We start from the raw sequence: 16,521 nt of genomic DNA, 5'->3' as shown, positions 1-16,521 counted from the left end.
CCCCGAAGCAGCCTCGACCCTCCCCCGGTCGGGGCTGTTTTCATTTGGCGACACCATCATCCCAATTCTAGCCCCGGGCTCCGCCCGGGGGTCGGCGCCCATCCCGGTTGACGTCGTCTCACGGAAGGCTACCCCCTGGCAGAGCCAGGGGCTACAAGCCTCACACGATCAGACGCCGTCGCCGCGCTGCCAGCCCCGGAACGCCCCCAAACCAACACCGCCCTCGAAGGCTCCGGCACAAACGTCCCCGCTCCCCCTCGGACTGGTCGCTTCGGCGACCAGGTCAGCGCCACGCAAAGCTCCGCCCCCTTCAAGCCCCCATCCCTCTGACCCTACGCCCCCCACCCCCGGCGCCATATACTGACGGTACCAACTACCTGATTTCCCCGCGTCGCCGCCGCTAAGCCATAGGACAAGACGTTGAGCCTCGAGATCATTCACTACCCCCATCCGACGCTCCGTTACGTCTCGAAGCCGCTCAAGCGCGTCGACGCCGAGCTCAAGTCGATGGTCGCCGAAATGTTCGACCTGATGTACGAACATGAGGGGATCGGCCTCGCCGCCAATCAGGTCGATTTGCCCTATCGCCTCTTCGTCTGCAATCCAAAGGGCGATCCCGACGAAAAAGAGGCTGAATGCGTCTTCATTAACCCGGTGATTCTCAAAGGCTCCGGCCAACACGAACGCGAAGAAGGCTGCCTCAGCATCCCGGGCGTCTACGCCCCGGTGATTCGCAAGGAGAAGATCACCGTCCAGGCCTACAACCTGGCCGGCGAAGAAATCAGCGGCGAGCTCGAGGGCCTCTTCGCCCGCGTCGTCCAGCACGAAACCGACCACCTCGACGGCCGGCTGTTCATCGACCGCCTCACGCCCACCCAGCTGGCCGACATTTCGGGCGAGCTTGAAGAGTTCGAAATCGACTTCGAAAGCCGCCGCGGCGTCGGCGAGATGCCCACCGATGAACAAATTGCCGCCCGGATCGACGAACTGGTGCGGCTGCGGACCTAGCCGGGAGGGCGAGGGTCCCGCCGAGCCGCCGCAGGAGTTAGCTTCTGTCGGCGTAGATTCGTTGAACTAAAAATAGGACGCGGATTTTCACGGATTCTACGGATTCACGCGGATCAAACTCAGGCGATTGACGGGCTCCCTGCATTTGCATTTCTTCATCCGCGAGCATTCGTCAAATCCGCGAAAATCCGCGTTCTATTCGTTCTTCGTGAAAGCAGATAAACAATGCGACTAGTGATGCTAGGCACCGGCCCTTTCGCGGTTCCCACGTTGCGGCGCCTCGTCGGCTCACCGCACGAAGTGCTGCGCGTCATCACTCGCCCCCCGCGCGGCCGCCGCGCCGAGGCCCCGCCGATGCAGACCGCCGCCGAAGAACTCGGCATTCCTCTCTGGCAACCAGAGACGGTCAACAGCGAAGAAAGCCGCTCGCGGCTTCGCGCCGACGCCCCCGACTTGCTGGTCGTCTGCGACTACGGCGAAATCCTCAAACCGGAGACGCTCGCGATCACTCCCCACGGCGGCATCAACCTCCACGGCTCGCTCCTGCCGAAGTACCGTGGCGCCGCCCCAGTCCAGTGGGCTGTGTTGAATGGCGACGCCGAAACCGGCAACACCGTCATCCAAATGACTGCGGGTCTCGACGCCGGTCCCTGCCTCGGCGTTGACGTGATCGCGATTGACCCCGACGAATCGGCCGGCGAACTTGAAGCGAGACTCGCAGCCCGCGGCGGCGACCTAGTCCTCGGCGTGATCGACGCCCTCGCGGGCGGCACGACCGCCGCTGTCAAACAGGATCGCGGGCAGGCAAGCAAAGCCCCGCGCCTAGAAAAAGAACACGGCGCCATCAACTGGTCCCGCCCCGCCCAAGCAATCAAGAACCAAGTCCGAGCCCTCGACCCCTGGCCCCGCGCTTACACCGCTTGGCAGCGTGGGGCAGGGGAGCCGCTGCGACTGATCCTTCACCGCACCGCCGTAATCGACCCGTCGCCCAATCCCGAGGTTCAGCCCGGCACAGTCCTCGACGCCAACCAACGACTGCTAGTCGCCACCGGCTCCGGCGCCCTCGAAATCCTCACCCTCCAACCCGCCGGCAAACGAGTGATGGCAGCCCCTGAATTCCTCCGCGGCTACCAACTCGCCCCCGGCCAACGCCTCAGTTAATCCGATGGTGTTGGGGGGCGGGAATAAGTGCGGCTTGGAAGGAGCGTTACAATGGAGGGCATGTCGAACAAATCGCCGCCTTCATTCGCGATTGCCACAGCCAGAAAGCTGCCAAAAGAGCGGGGTATCGACATCGCAGATGGCTCGCCGCGTTTGGTGGATAGCGGAGACTATTGGGAGATTGGATTCGACCACCCCGAGGGAATGACGGGCGACTGCTCCCCTATTTTCGTCCGGGTCGAACATGCAACTGGCAAAGCCCATGTCACCTAAGAGGGGACGCTCAGGAGCGTGCTGGAGCCCTTGCTTTTGGCCACCAGATCTGCGATACTGAACTAAAGTACACATACCCGCTCTTTGGCAACCTAACCATCTCCCTAACCGGCGTTGCGCACACTGCGCCGACGCGTGTCGCGCTGCGCGTCACTCAAGCCCCACTTCTGCGACTTTTGCGTCGTTCGAGTCCGCTTGAGAAAACGCAAAAGTCGCACGCCAAAAAGTGCTCGGCCAAGTCCAAAACCATCGAGTTTTCTCGATCCAAACTGAGTTCGCCGCGCGCGAGTGGGCCCGACTTTTGCGGCACTTTAATGGGGCCCCCCAGGCGCGCACGCAAAAGCAAAAGTCAGACCCCCCCAGAGAACCGCGAACAGCGACATGGACGAAGGCGTCGCGCCCCTACAGTTCTCGATCTGTCGCGACAGAAGCGACAGATGCGTGAGCGGGGGCACCGCAACGGCAAGCAGCCAAAGGACTTGGGTCGAGCGTCTTCTGTCGCCAAAAATCGCGTCGCGACGAAAACGACAGAACGACAACATAGCAAGCAGTAGTTCCGCCCCGCCCATTTTGCCCTATCAGCCGCGACGCGCTAGCGGAGCGCTACCACGCAACGCTCCCCGTCCGCCCACAAGTCCTCTCCTCCCTCTTGCCGATTGGACGTTATGATGCAAAGTTCGCAGGGCCGCGGTGCCCTAGGCTAGGAGGGCCGAGCGATGATGGACCGTTTCGACATGCTGATGTGCGCCGTCGCCGGCTATGTGGCGGTCGTCACCCTCGTGCGGCTGATGATCACCCGCCGCGACGAAGTGGTTGGCTACCTCCGCACCGAACTCGAGCGCCAGGCCGCCGCCGCCGCCGCCGCGGAAGAACACGACGACGAACGCGATGCCGCCTGATAACGGCAATGGCCACATGACGAAGCCCGAATGACGAATGGGGCTCGCAGTTCAAGCCTTGCCATTCGTCATTCGGATTTCGTCATTCGTCATTGAATTCTATGACCAAAAAACTCTACATCGAGACCGTCGGCTGCCAGATGAACGTGCTCGACAGCGAGCTTGTCGTCGCTAGTCTGCGCAAACGTGGCTACGAGCTGACCCGCGACTCGGGCGACGCCGACACGATTCTCTTCAACACTTGCAGCGTCCGCGAACATGCCGAGGAGAAGATCTACAGCGCCCTCGGCCGCCTGAAGAACGCGAAGCAAAAGAACCCGAACAAGATCATCGGCGTCATCGGCTGCATGGCGCAGAATCATCAGCGGACGGTCTTCGAACGCGCTCCCTATGTCGACCTTGTCGTCGGCCCGGGCCAACTCCATCAGGTCCCCGATCTGATCGACAAGATCGCCGCCGGCGGCGGGCAGCAGCTGGAAGTCAGCCTCGGCCGCAAGGACGGCACCCGCACCGAAATCGAGCGGAGCCACGAAAGCTTCGACCCGCTCCGCGACCCTTCGATGCGGCCGACGCCGTTCCAGGCCTACGTCCGCATTCAGATCGGTTGCGACAAGTTCTGCACCTACTGCATCGTTCCCAGCGTTCGCGGCCCCGAGCAAAGCCGCCATCCCGAAGACATCCTCGCCGAGGCCCGCCAACTCGCCAGCGAAGGCTGCAAAGAAATCACGCTCCTGGGGCAAACGGTCAACAGCTACCGCTATCGCGACGGCGACCGCACGACGCGGATGAGCGACCTGCTCTACGCGTTGCACGAGATCGAAGGGATCGAGCGGCTGAAGTTCGTCACGAACTATCCGAAGGATATGACCGACGACCTGCTCGCCGCGGTGCGCGACCTGCCGAAGGCCTGCAAGTATCTCCACGTCCCCGCGCAGACGGGGTCGAACCGCATGTTGCAGCGGATGAAGCGCGGCTACACGATCGAAGAGTACCGCGAGATGCACCAGCGCATCCGCGAGTGGCTCCCCGAAGCGGCGGTCACCAGCGACTTCATCGTCGGCTTCTCTGGCGAGACCGACGAAGATTTCGAGCTGTCGTGCGACCTCGTCCGCGAGTGCCGCTTCAAGAACAGCTTCATCTTCAAGTACAGCGTTCGCCCCGGCACGAAGGGCGCCGATCTCTACGCCGACGACGTTCCGGAAGAGACGAAACGCGTTCGCAATAACGAATTGCTGGCGCTGCAGAACGAGATTTGCGAGGCGGACAACCAGCGTTTCCTCGGCCGGCAAGTCGAGGTGCTGATCGAAGGTCGCAGCAAGGCCGCCGAACGCCGCGACGAGCAGGGCGATGCCGTTCAACTGGTCGGCCGCACGATGTGCGACCGGATCGTCGTCTTCGACGGCAACCTCCGCCAGGTCGGCCAGACGCTCCCGATTTCGATCTACGACGCCAACGCGCACACCCTCTTCGGCGCCGTGGTCACCCAACACGTCGGCCCGGAATTGTTTTCGCTAACTACATAACCGGCATGTTGCCATCAGCTGAGGAACTGACGATCCTTCGAGCTGTGCACGACTGCACTTCAGCGCGTACAAACGATCATTGCAAGTGCGACGTTGTGCTTCGCTCCGTTGGCAACAGCAGTGGGGCTTGGAGTGAGGCCAAAGAGGATGCGGTGTGTAACTCGGGCTACGAGGAAGTAGAGATTGGACGGATATACGACGGCATTCGTCGCTTGGTGACGCAGGGCTTGTTAGTAGGGCATGGGAATCTATCTTTGCCAGCAGGCCCGCGATATACCGAATGCGGGCTGACAGACGCCGGTCGGAAAGTGATCGAAGCGTCGATGTAGCAGGGTTTAGCTACGCCTTCCAGTTGCTTCCCCCGCCGCGCGGTGAGACAATGAATTGGTTCGCCTGCAGAGGCGACCAGCCGAGGCAACGGCCCGTTTCGTAGTCCCACATCGCACAGAGCTTGTAGGCGGCCCAGGGTAGGGGGGAGCGGCGCGCTCCTCGTCGCTATGCCAGGGCAAATTTCCCCGATGCAAATCGACCGCCTACGGACCATGCTCGACGCCCCGGCTGAGGCCGAGAGTTGGCTTCGTCCGCTAGGCTTCGCCGACCTCCGTACGGGCCACGACAATCTCACGCGGCTGGCCATGGCTGGGGTGCCGCTCGACCTGCTCGGCACCCTCTGCGAGCAGTTTGCCGCCGTCGCGCCGAAGCTCGCGGATCCCGACATGGCGCTCAACAATCTGGAGCGCTACCTCCTCGCCTCGCGCAGTCCGCTCGCCGCGGCAGCGCTCTTTGAGCGCGATCGTCAGGCGCTTGCTCCGCTATTGATGCTCTTCAATGCGAGCCAGAACCTTTCGGACATGCTCTGCACCGATCCGGAGAGCTACGACCTCCTCCGCATGACCGGCGGCCGCGCCGTCGCTCGCGACATGCTGGTCGAGGAGCTGGTCGCCGACGTGCGAGCACTCAGCAGCGAAGAGGAGGTGATGGCCGCCCTCCGCCGCTTCAAGCGCCGCGAGACCCTCCGCATCGCCTACGGCGATATCGTGAAAGGACATTCGGTTGCCAAGGTCACGCGGCAAATCAGCTACGTTGCCGACGCGATCGTCGAGGCCGCCGTCGACTTCGCGACGCGCCAAGTCACCGAGAAGCAGTTCAAACGCAACGGACGCAACGTCACGCCCCCCCACTTCGTCGTCCTCGCGCTCGGCAAGCTCGGCGGCCGCGAGCTGAACTACTCCAGCGACATCGATCTGGTGATGCTTTACCAGGACGCCGAGGGAGTGAGCGGCACGCCCGACACCGACGGCGGCGAATTCGCCCAACGGCTCGCCCGCGAGGTGATCAAGCTCCTCACCGAATCGACCGACTTGGGATTCGCCTACCGCGTCGACATGCGGCTTCGTCCCGACGGCAGCCAGGGGCAGCTTTGCACCCGCATCGATCAGGCGCTCGCCTACTACGACACCCGCGGCCGCACCTGGGAGCGGCAAGCCTACGTCAAGGCTCGGGCGATCGCCGGCGACATCGAGCTGGGCAAGACCTACCTCCATCACCTGCGCCCGTGGATCTACCGCCGTTACCTCAGCCTCGCCGACATCACCGGCATCAAGGGGCTCAAGCGGAAGATCGAGAAGCACGCCGAGGAGGCGGGCGTCGCCGAGCGCCATGTGAAGACCGGCCGCGGCGGCATCCGCGACATCGAGTTCGTCATCCAGTTCCTCCAGCTGCTCAACGGCGGCGCCATCCCGGCCCTACGCACCGGCAACACGCTGGCCGCCATCGAACGGCTGGAACAAGCCGGCTGCCTTACGCACCAGGAACGCACGATCCTGGAGGACAACTACAGCTTTCTCCGCAAAGTGGAGCATCGTCTGCAGATCATGTTCGATCTGCAGACGCACGAGTTGCCCGTCACCGAGCTTGAAATCCACAAGCTCGCCCGCCGTCTCGGCTACCGGGCCGCCGGCGACGTGACAGCGCTCGAAGCATTCAAGAAAGACTACGCCGACCGCACCGCGGTGAACCGGCGAATTCTCGATCATCTGCTTCACGACGCCTTCCCCGAAAGCGCCGAGACCGAGCCCGAGATCGACCTGGTCAACGATCCCGACCCGTCTCCCGAGACGATCGAGCGCGTGCTGGGGCGATACGAGTTCCGCGACGTCCACGCGGCCTACGACAACTTGATGTCGCTGGCGAGCGAGAGCATCCCGTTCCTCTCGACGCGACGTTGCCGGTTGTTCCTCGCCTCGATCGCGCCGCGCCTGCTGGCGGCGATCGCCCAAACGCCCGATCCGGACGCAACGCTGATCACCCTGAGCCGCGTGAGCGATTCGCTCGGCGGCAAGGCGGCGCTGTGGGAGCTGTTCAGCAGCAACCGTCCCTCGCTCAACTTGTACGTCACGCTTTGCGCGGCGTGCCCGTACCTGGCCGGAATTCTCACCAGCAATCCCGGCATGATCGACGAGCTGATGGACAGCCTCATCGTCGACAAGCTTCCTGACCTGCCGCGACTGAAGGCGTCGCTCGCCGAGCTGACTCGCGGCGCCGAGGACCTGGAGCCGATTCTGCTCAGCTTCAAGCATGCCCAGCACCTGCGTGTCGGCGTTCGCGACATCGTCGGCAAGGACGATGTGCAGGACACGCATGCAGCGCTCAGCGACGTTGCCGAAGCCTGCCTGCAGGAAATTGCGTCCGCCGAGTTGGTGAAGCTCGTCGATAAGCTCGGGCAGCCCACGATCGGAGCGCCAACCGGCAGCGATCTGCCCGAGGGCGAGCCCCCCGCCTGGGCGCCGAGTCCTGCACAAGTCGGCGGCCCGTGTGAACTAATCGTGCTCGCCCTCGGCAAGCTCGGCGGTCGCGAGCCGAACTATCACAGCGATCTCGACCTCGTCTTCCTCTACGACGCAGAAGGGACGACCATTCCCGGTCGCCGCGGCACGTCGACCAGCAATAGCCACTTCTTCAGCGAACTTGGCCAGCGAATCATCAAGGCGGCGACGCAGTTCGGTCCCCACGGCCGACTGTACGAAGTCGACCCGCGGCTCCGACCCACGGGCCGCAGCGGCGCCCTGGCGATGCCGCTGTCGTCGTTCGTCCGCTACTTCCGCGAGGGAGACGGGCAGCTGTGGGAACGGCTCGCCCTCTGCAAGTCGCGCGTGATCGTCGGCTCGCCCGAGGGAGCGGCGCGGGCGATGGCTGCCGTGAGCGATTCAATCTACTGCCGTCCCTGGCGGGCCCAAGACGCCGCCGAGATCCACCAAATGCGGCAGCGCCTCCGCGAGTCGGCCTCGTCGCAGAACCTCAAACGCGCCCCCGGCGGCACGATGGACGCCGAGTTCATCGCCCAGATGCTGCAGCTCAAGTACGGTCGCGAGCTACCGCAGATTCGCGTACCGGGAACGATCGCCGCGCTCGAAGCCTTGAATAAGGCCGGCGTGCTCGGCAAGGATGACGCCCGATCGCTCGCCGCCAGCTACCGATTCCAGCGGAGCGTCGAAGCCCGTATCCGCTTGATGGATTCCGCCGGCCGGCACGAGTTCCCCGACGATCCGCGCGAGCTGGAAAAGTTGGCGTTTCTGCTCGGCTACGCCGACGTCGATCGATTAGTGCAGGAAGTCGATCAGACCTGGCGCGACACCCGCGAGCGGTTTGAGCGGATCTTTCGCGAAGCCGCGGCGGAGTAGCTGACGGGGTCGGGGACCTTTTGCCACTGGACGCGATCCACTCAGAGCAAAGCCCCCAGTGGCAAAAGGCCCCCGACCCCTTGCAACGCGTCTAGCTTACTTCCCGCCAAGCACCGTCTCGTAAGACTGTGCCGACAGCACGAAGATCTTGCCGTCGCCCATCCGCCCGGTTCGCGCCGCTTCGACCATCTTGCGGATCACCTCTTCGGCGCGAGCATCGTCGACCCACGCGGTGATTTCAACCTTCGGCAGAAATGCCTCGGCGTACTCGCTCTCGGCATACTCGTCGAGATAGCTCTTCTGCCGGCCGACGCCCTTCACCTCGCGAACGTGGACCGCCTCGAGCGGCGCCCGACGAAGTCCTTCGAGGATCCGCTCGGCGAGGAAAGGTTTGACGATGGCGACGACTTGTTTCATGGGAGCGGTCAGCTTTCGGCGGTCAGCAATCAGCCCAGGCGGCTGCGAAGAACGCTCCTCATTCTAACCGGCCGCTGCGGGCCGATCGCTAGCTGAAGAAATTCTCGCCGTACAGGTCGATCTCGGGGCCGGTTTCGACCTCAATGTCGCCGTTCACTTCAGTGTAGCAAGCGAGCCGCATTGTTTGCTCGTGGCCGACGTAGGCGAGCGCCGCCATCGGGTCGGGGATGGGGACGCGAAACTTGAACTTTTCCATCGCGCCCATCGGGCTGGTGTTTTCCATTCCCTTGTTAATCAGCACGCGGCACATGCCGCACTGGCCCAGGCCGTGACAGTTGAAGACCTTGTTGATGGAAGCGCCGAAGCCGTTGATTCCCTGATAGAGGTTGATGCCTGCCTCGAGGGCGGCCTTCCGCAGGTTGGCCCCGCGGGGGACTTCAATTTCCTTTTTTTCCTTAATGAACTTGATAATCGGCATGACGCTGCGGATTCCTGTAAGCTGCATCAGGAGGGAGGAGGGGCGGTAGCCGAGAGGCGCCGCTGAGCGATACCATACTGTAACGCGCCCCCCGCAGCCACGAAAGTGGAGCCCCGCGGCGCGCCGATGGAGCCAAGGCGCCCGCCGCCGCGCTCCGCTCAGTTCCCGGCGCCCCGGCCCGCCGCGACGCGAACTACCCAGAGAAACACCATTTTGCCGCGGGCTCAAACCCGCGCCAGGAGCACCCGCTCGATGGACCGCCAGTACACCAAGTTCCAGCAAAAGGCGATCAAGAACTTTTACGACAATCGCGAGTCGATCTCGCTGCAGCGGCTTGGCGAATTGGTGACCGACCTCTACCTCGCCGAGGGGAAGAGCCGCGCCACCAAGTGGAAGCAAATCGCCACCGCCCTAGAACGCTCCGGCGTGCCGAAGACCGAGATCGACCATCTGCTGAAGAAGGACGACGTGTCGCTATTGGCGAAGAAGGTGACGGAGCTGACGGGCAAATAGGGGAGGGAATGACGAATGACGAAATCCGAATGACGAATGGGAGGACTTCAGCTCTGCTTGGAGTCGAGTCCTCGCTAGTTCTCATTCGTCATTCGTCTTTAGCGAATGCGGCGATACTTAGAGTTACTCAACCACATCCTCACGAGCGGCGTTCACAAGAGCGACCGCACCGGTACCGGCACGCGCAGCGTCTTTGGCTACCAGATGCGGTTCGACTTGTCCGAGGGGTTCCCGCTCGTCACAACGAAGAAGGTCCACGTTCGCTCGATCATCCACGAGCTCCTCTGGTTCCTCCGCGGCGAGACGAACATTCAGTACCTCACCGAGAACGGCGTGAGCATCTGGAACGAGTGGGCCGACGCCGATGGCGAACTTGGCCCCGTCTACGGCAAGCAGTGGCGCAGCTGGGCGACGCCCGACGGCGGCTCGATCGACCAGATGCGCGACGTGGTCGAGCAGATTAAGATGAACCCCGACTCGCGGCGGCTGATCGTCAGCGCCTGGAACGTCGCGGACGTGGCGCGAATGGCGCTGCCGCCGTGCCACTTGCTGTTCCAGTTCTACATCGCCGAGGGACGGCTTTCGTGCCAGCTCTACCAGCGGAGCGCCGACGTATTCTTGGGCGTGCCGTTTAACATCGCCTCCTACGCGCTGCTGACGATGATGGTGGCCCAGGCGACCGATTTGCAGCCGGGCGACTTTGTTCACACGCTTGGCGACGCGCACCTCTACGACAACCACTTGGAGCAGGCGCGGCTTCAACTGTCGCGCGAGCCGCGCCCGTTGCCGACGATGCGTCTTAACCCGGCGGTGAAGGATCTATTCGCGTTCAAGTTCGAGGACTTTGAACTGCTCGCCTACGATCCGCATCCCCACATCAAAGCGCCGGTGGCGGTATGATCGTCTCGCTGATCGTCGCTGCCGCGGAGAACGACGTCATCGGCCGGCAGAACGATCTGCCGTGGCGGCTCTCGGCCGATCTGCAGCGGTTCAAGAAGCTGACGATGGGCCACGCCGTCGTCATGGGGCGGAAGACGTACGAATCGATCGGCCGGCCGCTGCCGGGACGGCGAATGATCGTCGTCACGCGGCAGGCCGACTACCAAGCCGATGGCGTCGAGGTCGTCGGCAGTATGGAGGCCGCGGTCGACTTGGCGGCGAAGCAGGGCGAGACGGAGCTGTTCATCATCGGCGGGGCGGAGATCTTCGCCCACTTCCTGCCGCGGGCCGATCGGCTATACTGGACGCGCGTTCATGTCAGCGTCGACGGCGACGTACGTTTCCCGGCATTAGATCGCGGCGCGTGGCGGCTCGTTGAATCGGTTCGCCACGAGGCTGATGTGAATAACGAGCATCCTTACAGCTTTGAGCACTACGAACGAGTTGGTACTGGGTAACGGGCTCGACGAGGGGACCCAAATACCCAAGAACTAATGCAGTGGCTCGCCGGCGCGACAGCGACGCATGACCGTTCGTTGGGCGAATCAGGAAGCACCGAAGATGCGTTAGCTTTGGCTAAGGAGATCTATGAGGCAGGCGCAGTTAAGGTTTTGGCGGTTGATATAGAAGTTTATGGCGACGATGAGGATGAGGAAGGGCTGGGACAAAATACTGGGAGGCTAGTGATTGAATTGCCGAACGCGCCGGCCGACAGATCGCGGGTTTTCGATTGGGTCGCGGCAGTATCTGAGTCACACGGTTTCGACCCGTATGAGGACATCGGCCAGACTCACTTATTCGTCATGCTGGATTGATGTGGACCACCGCTGAACCCATCCAATACCAATGAGTCCCCTGATGCCCGCAAAGAAGGAAGTCGTCCGTTGCACCTGGGCCATGGGCGGCAACGAGCTCTACCACGAGTATCACGATACCGAGTGGGGCGTGCCCGTCTACGACGACCGCAAGCAGTTCGAATTCCTCACGCTCGAAAGCGCCCAGGCGGGGCTCAGCTGGTCGACAATCCTCAACAAACGCGAAGGCTATCGCCGCGCGTTCGCCGACTTCGACCCGGTGCAGGTGGCGCGCTTCACCGAGAAGCGGATCGAAAAGATCCTCACCGATCCAGGCATCGTGCGCAATCGGCTGAAGGTGAAATCCGCGGTGACCAATGCGCAGCTATTTCTCAAGGTGCAGGAAGAGTTCGACGGCTTCGCCCGCTACTTGTGGCAATTCGTCGACGGCCGGCCGATTCAGAACCGGTGGGACGCCCACAAGCAAGTGCCTGCCACATCACCCGAATCCGACGCGGCGAGCAAGGACCTCAAGAAGCGGGGCTTCAAGTTCGTCGGCAGCACGATCATCTACGCCCACATGCAAGCGACCGGCTTGGTGAACGACCACCTCACGAGCTGCTTCCGGTATCAACCGTGTGCCAAGCTCGCGAAGAAAAAGTTCCAGTAGCCGCGGGTCAACGAGTTTGTTGCCGCGAGTACGCGGGCGCCGGAGCGGTGATCAGAAAAAGGCAACCGCCAAGGACGCCAAGAGCGCCAAGGAATACGGGGAAAGATGGAACCGCAGATAACGCCGATGAACGCAAATCAATTCATCTGCGTTCATCGGCGGTTCCAACTTCTTACCTTGGCGCTCTTGGCGTCCTTGGCGGTTAATCTCTTTAACTACCAACTAAACGTCATCACGTCGTCAATCGAATCAGCTCCGCACGCAAGCATCGCAAGGCGATCGAAGCCGAGCGCACAGCCAGAGCACGCCGGTAACCCCGGATCGATCATCGCGGCGAGCAACTGCTCGGGCAGCGGCAGGGCAGGGCGGCCATCAGCGGCGCGCTGGCGGTTGACTTCTTCCAGCCGCGCTCGCAGCGCCGCGGCGTCGGTGAGTTCGTGATAGCCGTTCGCTAGCTCGATGCCGCGCCAGTAGAGTTCGAACCGCTCGCCAACGTGCGTGCCATCCGCGCGTGTCGCTGTCACTGCGAGCGCCGATTGGCTGCCCGGGTAGTCGTACAGAATCTCGGGTCGATCGGCGCCGAGCTGCGGCTCGACGACGTTGGCCAGCAGCAGATTAAGCCATTCGTCGCGATCGTCGGCATGAATTCCTTCAGGGACGGCGGTGTTCAATCGTCTCGCGGTCGCAGCTAGTTCTTCGCACGTCGCGCGGTGGGCGTCGACGGCGACATGCGTGCGAAACGCCTCGGCATAGGACGTGCGGGTCGCCGCTGTCGCACCCGCGACCGCTTGGCACAGTTCGTCGAGCAGCGTCATCCCCGCCGCCATGTCATCGCCCGCGCGATACCACTCGACCATCGTGAACTCGGGGTTGTGAATCGCCCCCCGCTCGCCATGGCGGAACGATCGCGTCACCTGAAAGATCGCCGGCAGACCCTCGCACAGCAGACGCTTCATGTGCAGCTCGGGCGACGCTTGCAGAAAGCCTAACGCTTGCTGATTCGACGCGTCGCCGACGGCAAACGGCTCAATGTGCAACTCCGGAATAATCTCCGCATCGACCGTCGGCGTTTCGACTTCCAGAAACCCGCGTCCCGCAAAGAATGAGCGCAGCCGTGCGAGCATCTCCGCCCGCCGGCGTAATCGCTCATGCCTCAATGAGAGGACCGCGCCCCCGCTCATGGCGTCACGCTATCATGTGAAAAGATCGCCGGACCGCCTGGCAGCAATGGCGGCATCGGGCAGTCGAGCATGTCGCACACGCCGCGCAGCAGTTCCGCCTCGGCGACCGTTACTTCGCTGTCGGCGCAAATCACCGCGGCACAGGCAGCGACCAGCGGTCGCCGCTTTTTGTCGGCGACGCGCGAGAGATCATCAAGCGCGCGGCTTAGCTGTTCCAGTCCACATTGCTCAGGCGGCAACAGTTGAACGTCGATCCCCTTTAGCTTCTCCGCTCCGCGGGCGAGCGCCGCTGGCGCCTCGGCCTTCCGATTGTCAGCATACGCGAGCGTCGACAGCAGCACCGAGCACTGCGGCCCCATCTGCTGCAGGCCGTAATAAGCAACCCGCGGCGCCGCCGTCTTCTCGAACTGCGGCGTCAGGTGCCGCAACAGCACGCGGTAAAGCGTCCACTCGAACAGCCCCAGCCGATTGTCGGCCGCCACTAGTTCCTTGAAGCAGGCCAGGAACTCGCGGTACTGCGGCGCCGACATCGCCCTCAGCGCCGGCAGCGACATATCGACCAGCGGCAACCGCGCCCGCACGTCGAGCAGGTCGATGTAGGGCAGCAGCTTGTCGGTGAGGTCCGCAATGTCGGGCTTGGCCAACTCTCGCAGCCGCTTCAGTTGTTTGGCGCGAATCTCAGGGTTCTTGTCGGCCAACAGGCCGAACAGCACCGCCCGCGCGCCGTACGGTTCGTGAACCGAATCGCGCACCAACGGCGGCAACGATTCAACCAGCGCAGCGGCATACTTTTGATGGCGTTCCTTCGGATCGCCGACCTGATCCGCCGCCTTCGCGACAATCGCCACGGGCACCATTTCTTCGGACTGGGACGCGGCCGCCGCTAAGCCAATCATCGCTTCGGGGGACATCATTCCCGCGCCAGCGCCGACGAGACCGACCGCCGCCGGCCCCGGCGAGTTGAACGCCGTCGGCGTGAGCGGCGGCATGTCGTAGGAGCCGTCCCACTGCGGTTCCAGCCGCTTGATCCGCTTCGGCAGCGGCGGATGCGTGGCGGTGAGCGACGTCAGCCCCTCCCACACGCCTTGCGCGAAGAACAAGTGACTCGCCTCGCTCGCGTTGGCTGCCTGCAATTTGGAGCCCGTCACGGCGCCGCCGATCCGCTTCAGCGCGCCGGCCAAGCCCGAAGGATTTCGCGTGAACTGCACCGCCGAAGCGTCGGCCAGGTACTCCCGCTGCCGCGAGAGGGCGGCCTTGATGATGTTGCCCATCAGCGTGCCGAGAAAGCCGAGCGCCATCACCGCCAGACCGACCAGCAGGAAATAGACGGCGCTATTCCCCTTGCTGTCGCGGTTGCTCCGCGAGCCGCCCGAGTGCGCCGCCATGCGGAAAACAATGCGGCCGATCAGCCCCAGCAGCAGAATGCCGTGCAGGATGCCGATCAGCCGAATGTTCAGTCGCATGTCGCCGTTGAGAATGTGGCTGAACTCGTGGGCCACCACTCCCTGTAGTTCGTCACGCGAGAGGTTCTCGGCCGTGCCGCGCGTCACCGCGACGACGGCGTCGCTCGGCGAGTAGCCGGCGGCGAACGCGTTGATTCCCTGCTCCTGATCGAGAATGAACACCGGCGGCACCGGCACGCCCGAGGCAAGCGCCATCTCCTCAACGACATTGAGTAGCCGCTTCTCAACGGCGTCGGTCGTATCGGGATAAACGCGACGGCCTTGCAGGCTTTCAGCCACGACGTGTCCGCCGCCAGAAAGTTGAGCCACCTTAAACAGGCTGCCGCCAACGATCAGCAGAAGCGCCGCGCCGCCGGCGCCGACGGGAAGGGCGAGCTCTTCAGGCGATTCGTAGAGCGGATTGTCGAGCAGCGCATCAATATCGCCGTCGCTCAGCTGCTTCTGATGCTGCACCGCCTCCAGCGCAACCCACGCCACCCCCATCGTCGCGCCGACGATGCCGATCACTCCCAACACGAACAGAACCACTAGCAGCGTCGAACTACGCCGCGCCTGGTCCTGCCGTTCGAAGAAATCAGTGGCCATACGAGTGAGTAAGTGAGTGAGTGTTTAAGTGAGTAAGTGGTCATTGCAGCCCCCGGCTCCGCCGGGGGGTAGCCCTTTGCGGGGCGATGATTGCCGGAATGGAAACCTACCCCCCGGCGGAGCCGGGGGCTGAAATGCTGCGGCGAGCGAGAAACCTACCTACTCACTTACTCGCGTACTCACCACGCGACGCAGTCGCTTTAGAAGCTCACCTTGGGCGCCTCGGCAATTTGCTTGCTGTCGGCGAACTCCAGCAGTTCGGCATCCTCGCCGTAGCCGAACAGGCCCGCAAAGATCACCGGCGGAAAGGACTGCCGGTAGGTGTTGAACTGCATTACCGAGTCGTTGTACGCCTGCCGGGCGAAGGCGACTTTGTTCTCGGTCGAGGTGAGTTCCTCGGTCAGCTGAGCCATGTTCTGGTTCGCCTTGAGGTCGGGATACGCTTCCGACAGCGCGAACAGGCGGCCCAGCGTACCGCCCAGAGTCGACTCCGCGGCGGCGAGTTGCTTCATCGCCGCCGGGTCGCCGGGATTGGCCGCCGCCGCCTGCAAGCCGCCGACGGCCGCATTGCGGGCCGAGATCACTGCTTCGAGCGTCTCGCGCTCGTGCTTCATGTATCCCTTGACGGTCTCAACGAGATTCGGAATCAGGTCGTACCGCCGCTTGAGCTGGACTTCGATCTGGGCGAACGAGTTCTCCAGCCGATTGCGGAGCATCACCAGCTTGTTGTAGATGCCGACGCCGAACATCAGCAGCAACAACCCTACGCCGCCGACGACGATCAGCGCGATCCAACCAGCGCCCAAATCGGCCAGCAGCAGCGACTCAACAGACATGGCGACGGTCCTTTTCTAGGCGTGGAAGATGCATCGATTTTGTGGGAGGGGTCTCCGACCCCGATTGCGGCGCGTCCGCATGAAAAACCAAGCGGCGCGAG

The 16,521-nt window shown here is 63.1% G+C and carries 16 protein-coding genes; 11 read left to right on the top strand and 5 right to left on the bottom strand.

What is annotated here, in order from left to right; translation table 11 throughout:
• Positions 1 to 420: 420 nt before the first annotated feature.
• The 6 genes from def (at position 421) to I41_RS24815 (ending at position 8,544) form a co-directional block, all read left to right on the top strand.
• The gene (def, locus tag I41_RS24840) at positions 421 to 1,008 is read left to right on the top strand and encodes a peptide deformylase (RefSeq protein ID WP_145435716.1); all 588 of its coding nucleotides are present in this window, start codon (positions 421 to 423) and stop codon (positions 1,006 to 1,008) included.
• 225 nt (positions 1,009 to 1,233) lie between these two features.
• On the top strand, positions 1,234 to 2,169 hold the full coding sequence (fmt, locus tag I41_RS24835) for a methionyl-tRNA formyltransferase (protein WP_145435715.1): 936 nt from the start codon (positions 1,234 to 1,236) through the stop codon (positions 2,167 to 2,169).
• Positions 2,170 to 2,220: 51 nt separating this feature from the next.
• Complete coding sequence (locus I41_RS24830) at positions 2,221 to 2,442, top strand: hypothetical protein (RefSeq protein ID WP_145435714.1); 222 nt, start codon at positions 2,221 to 2,223, stop codon at positions 2,440 to 2,442.
• 716 nt (positions 2,443 to 3,158) lie between these two features.
• Positions 3,159 to 3,341 (top strand): hypothetical protein, encoded by a 183-nt coding sequence (locus I41_RS24825; RefSeq protein ID WP_145435713.1) that lies wholly within the window; start codon positions 3,159 to 3,161, stop codon positions 3,339 to 3,341.
• A gap of 92 nt (positions 3,342 to 3,433) precedes the next feature.
• A complete protein-coding gene (miaB, locus tag I41_RS24820) occupies positions 3,434 to 4,864 on the top strand; it encodes a tRNA (N6-isopentenyl adenosine(37)-C2)-methylthiotransferase MiaB (RefSeq protein ID WP_210421065.1) in 1,431 nt (476 codons plus the stop codon).
• Positions 4,865 to 5,382: 518 nt separating this feature from the next.
• On the top strand, positions 5,383 to 8,544 hold the full coding sequence (locus I41_RS24815; protein WP_168207143.1) for a [protein-PII] uridylyltransferase family protein: 3,162 nt from the start codon (positions 5,383 to 5,385) through the stop codon (positions 8,542 to 8,544).
• 96 nt (positions 8,545 to 8,640) lie between these two features.
• On the opposite strand, the gene I41_RS24810 is transcribed toward I41_RS24815, so the two are convergent.
• Both I41_RS24810 and I41_RS24805 read right to left on the bottom strand, forming a co-directional pair.
• Positions 8,641 to 8,961 (bottom strand): P-II family nitrogen regulator, encoded by a 321-nt coding sequence (locus I41_RS24810; protein WP_145435710.1) that lies wholly within the window; start codon positions 8,959 to 8,961, stop codon positions 8,641 to 8,643.
• 88 nt (positions 8,962 to 9,049) lie between these two features.
• Positions 9,050 to 9,466 carry a 2Fe-2S iron-sulfur cluster-binding protein gene (locus I41_RS24805; RefSeq protein ID WP_246133746.1) on the bottom strand — a complete coding sequence of 139 codons (417 nt, stop codon included), beginning with the start codon at positions 9,464 to 9,466 and terminating at the stop codon, positions 9,050 to 9,052.
• Positions 9,467 to 9,691: 225 nt separating this feature from the next.
• On the opposite strand from I41_RS24805, the gene I41_RS24800 reads away from it, so the two are divergent.
• The 5 genes from I41_RS24800 (at position 9,692) to I41_RS24780 (ending at position 12,355) form a co-directional block, all read left to right on the top strand.
• Positions 9,692 to 9,952, top strand: coding sequence for a hypothetical protein (locus I41_RS24800; protein WP_145435709.1), 261 nt, complete (start codon positions 9,692 to 9,694; stop codon positions 9,950 to 9,952).
• Positions 9,953 to 10,057: 105 nt separating this feature from the next.
• Complete coding sequence (locus tag I41_RS24795) at positions 10,058 to 10,852, top strand: thymidylate synthase (RefSeq protein ID WP_145435708.1); 795 nt, start codon at positions 10,058 to 10,060, stop codon at positions 10,850 to 10,852.
• Entirely contained in the window at positions 10,849 to 11,349 is a 501-nt protein-coding gene (locus I41_RS24790; protein ID WP_145435707.1) for a dihydrofolate reductase, read from the top strand. The genes I41_RS24795 and I41_RS24790 overlap by 4 nt, the downstream gene beginning before the upstream one ends.
• A 36-nt stretch (positions 11,350 to 11,385) precedes the next feature.
• Positions 11,386 to 11,706, top strand: coding sequence for a hypothetical protein (locus I41_RS24785; RefSeq protein ID WP_145435706.1), 321 nt, complete (start codon positions 11,386 to 11,388; stop codon positions 11,704 to 11,706).
• A 43-nt stretch (positions 11,707 to 11,749) separates the two neighbouring features.
• Positions 11,750 to 12,355 (top strand): DNA-3-methyladenine glycosylase I, encoded by a 606-nt coding sequence (locus I41_RS24780; protein WP_145435705.1) that lies wholly within the window; start codon positions 11,750 to 11,752, stop codon positions 12,353 to 12,355.
• 215 nt (positions 12,356 to 12,570) lie between these two features.
• Here the strand turns inward: I41_RS24780 and epmA are convergent, their stop codons facing one another.
• The 3 genes from epmA to I41_RS24765 form a co-directional block, all read right to left on the bottom strand.
• The gene (epmA, locus tag I41_RS24775; protein ID WP_145435704.1) at positions 12,571 to 13,536 is read right to left on the bottom strand and encodes an EF-P lysine aminoacylase EpmA; all 966 of its coding nucleotides are present in this window, start codon (positions 13,534 to 13,536) and stop codon (positions 12,571 to 12,573) included.
• Positions 13,533 to 15,584 carry a M48 family metallopeptidase gene (locus tag I41_RS24770; protein ID WP_145435703.1) on the bottom strand — a complete coding sequence of 684 codons (2,052 nt, stop codon included), beginning with the start codon at positions 15,582 to 15,584 and terminating at the stop codon, positions 13,533 to 13,535. The genes epmA and I41_RS24770 overlap by 4 nt, the downstream gene beginning before the upstream one ends.
• A 200-nt stretch (positions 15,585 to 15,784) precedes the next feature.
• On the bottom strand, positions 15,785 to 16,420 hold the full coding sequence (locus I41_RS24765; protein WP_145435702.1) for a LemA family protein: 636 nt from the start codon (positions 16,418 to 16,420) through the stop codon (positions 15,785 to 15,787).
• Between the last annotated feature and the right edge of the window lie 101 nt (positions 16,421 to 16,521).

This window comes from Lacipirellula limnantheis (assembly GCF_007746075.1).
Classification (GTDB): domain Bacteria; phylum Planctomycetota; class Planctomycetia; order Pirellulales; family Lacipirellulaceae; genus Lacipirellula; species Lacipirellula limnantheis.
Note: the sequence above shows the minus strand (reverse complement) of the source record. Positions and strands in the feature narration are given on the sequence as shown.

Bases quoted from the DNA above. Each gene is read 5' to 3' on its own strand.
- I41_RS24790 (WP_145435707.1), top strand. From the start codon at position 10,849: ATGATCGTCTCGCTGATCGTCGCTGCCGCGGAGAACGACGTCATCGGC.
- epmA (WP_145435704.1), bottom strand. From the start codon at position 13,536: ATGAGCGGGGGCGCGGTCCTCTCATTGAGGCATGAGCGATTACGCCGG.
- I41_RS24765 (WP_145435702.1), bottom strand. From the start codon at position 16,420: ATGTCTGTTGAGTCGCTGCTGCTGGCCGATTTGGGCGCTGGTTGGATC.
- I41_RS24785 (WP_145435706.1), top strand. From the start codon at position 11,386: ATGCAGTGGCTCGCCGGCGCGACAGCGACGCATGACCGTTCGTTGGGC.
- I41_RS24815 (WP_168207143.1), top strand. From the start codon at position 5,383: ATGCAAATCGACCGCCTACGGACCATGCTCGACGCCCCGGCTGAGGCC.
- I41_RS24830 (WP_145435714.1), top strand. From the start codon at position 2,221: ATGGAGGGCATGTCGAACAAATCGCCGCCTTCATTCGCGATTGCCACA.
- I41_RS24795 (WP_145435708.1), top strand. From the start codon at position 10,058: ATGCGGCGATACTTAGAGTTACTCAACCACATCCTCACGAGCGGCGTT.
- I41_RS24805 (WP_246133746.1), bottom strand. From the start codon at position 9,466: ATGCAGCTTACAGGAATCCGCAGCGTCATGCCGATTATCAAGTTCATT.
- I41_RS24800 (WP_145435709.1), top strand. From the start codon at position 9,692: ATGGACCGCCAGTACACCAAGTTCCAGCAAAAGGCGATCAAGAACTTT.
- fmt (WP_145435715.1), top strand. From the start codon at position 1,234: ATGCGACTAGTGATGCTAGGCACCGGCCCTTTCGCGGTTCCCACGTTG.
- I41_RS24810 (WP_145435710.1), bottom strand. From the start codon at position 8,961: ATGAAACAAGTCGTCGCCATCGTCAAACCTTTCCTCGCCGAGCGGATC.
- I41_RS24770 (WP_145435703.1), bottom strand. From the start codon at position 15,584: ATGGCCACTGATTTCTTCGAACGGCAGGACCAGGCGCGGCGTAGTTCG.
- I41_RS24825 (WP_145435713.1), top strand. From the start codon at position 3,159: ATGATGGACCGTTTCGACATGCTGATGTGCGCCGTCGCCGGCTATGTG.
- I41_RS24780 (WP_145435705.1), top strand. From the start codon at position 11,750: ATGCCCGCAAAGAAGGAAGTCGTCCGTTGCACCTGGGCCATGGGCGGC.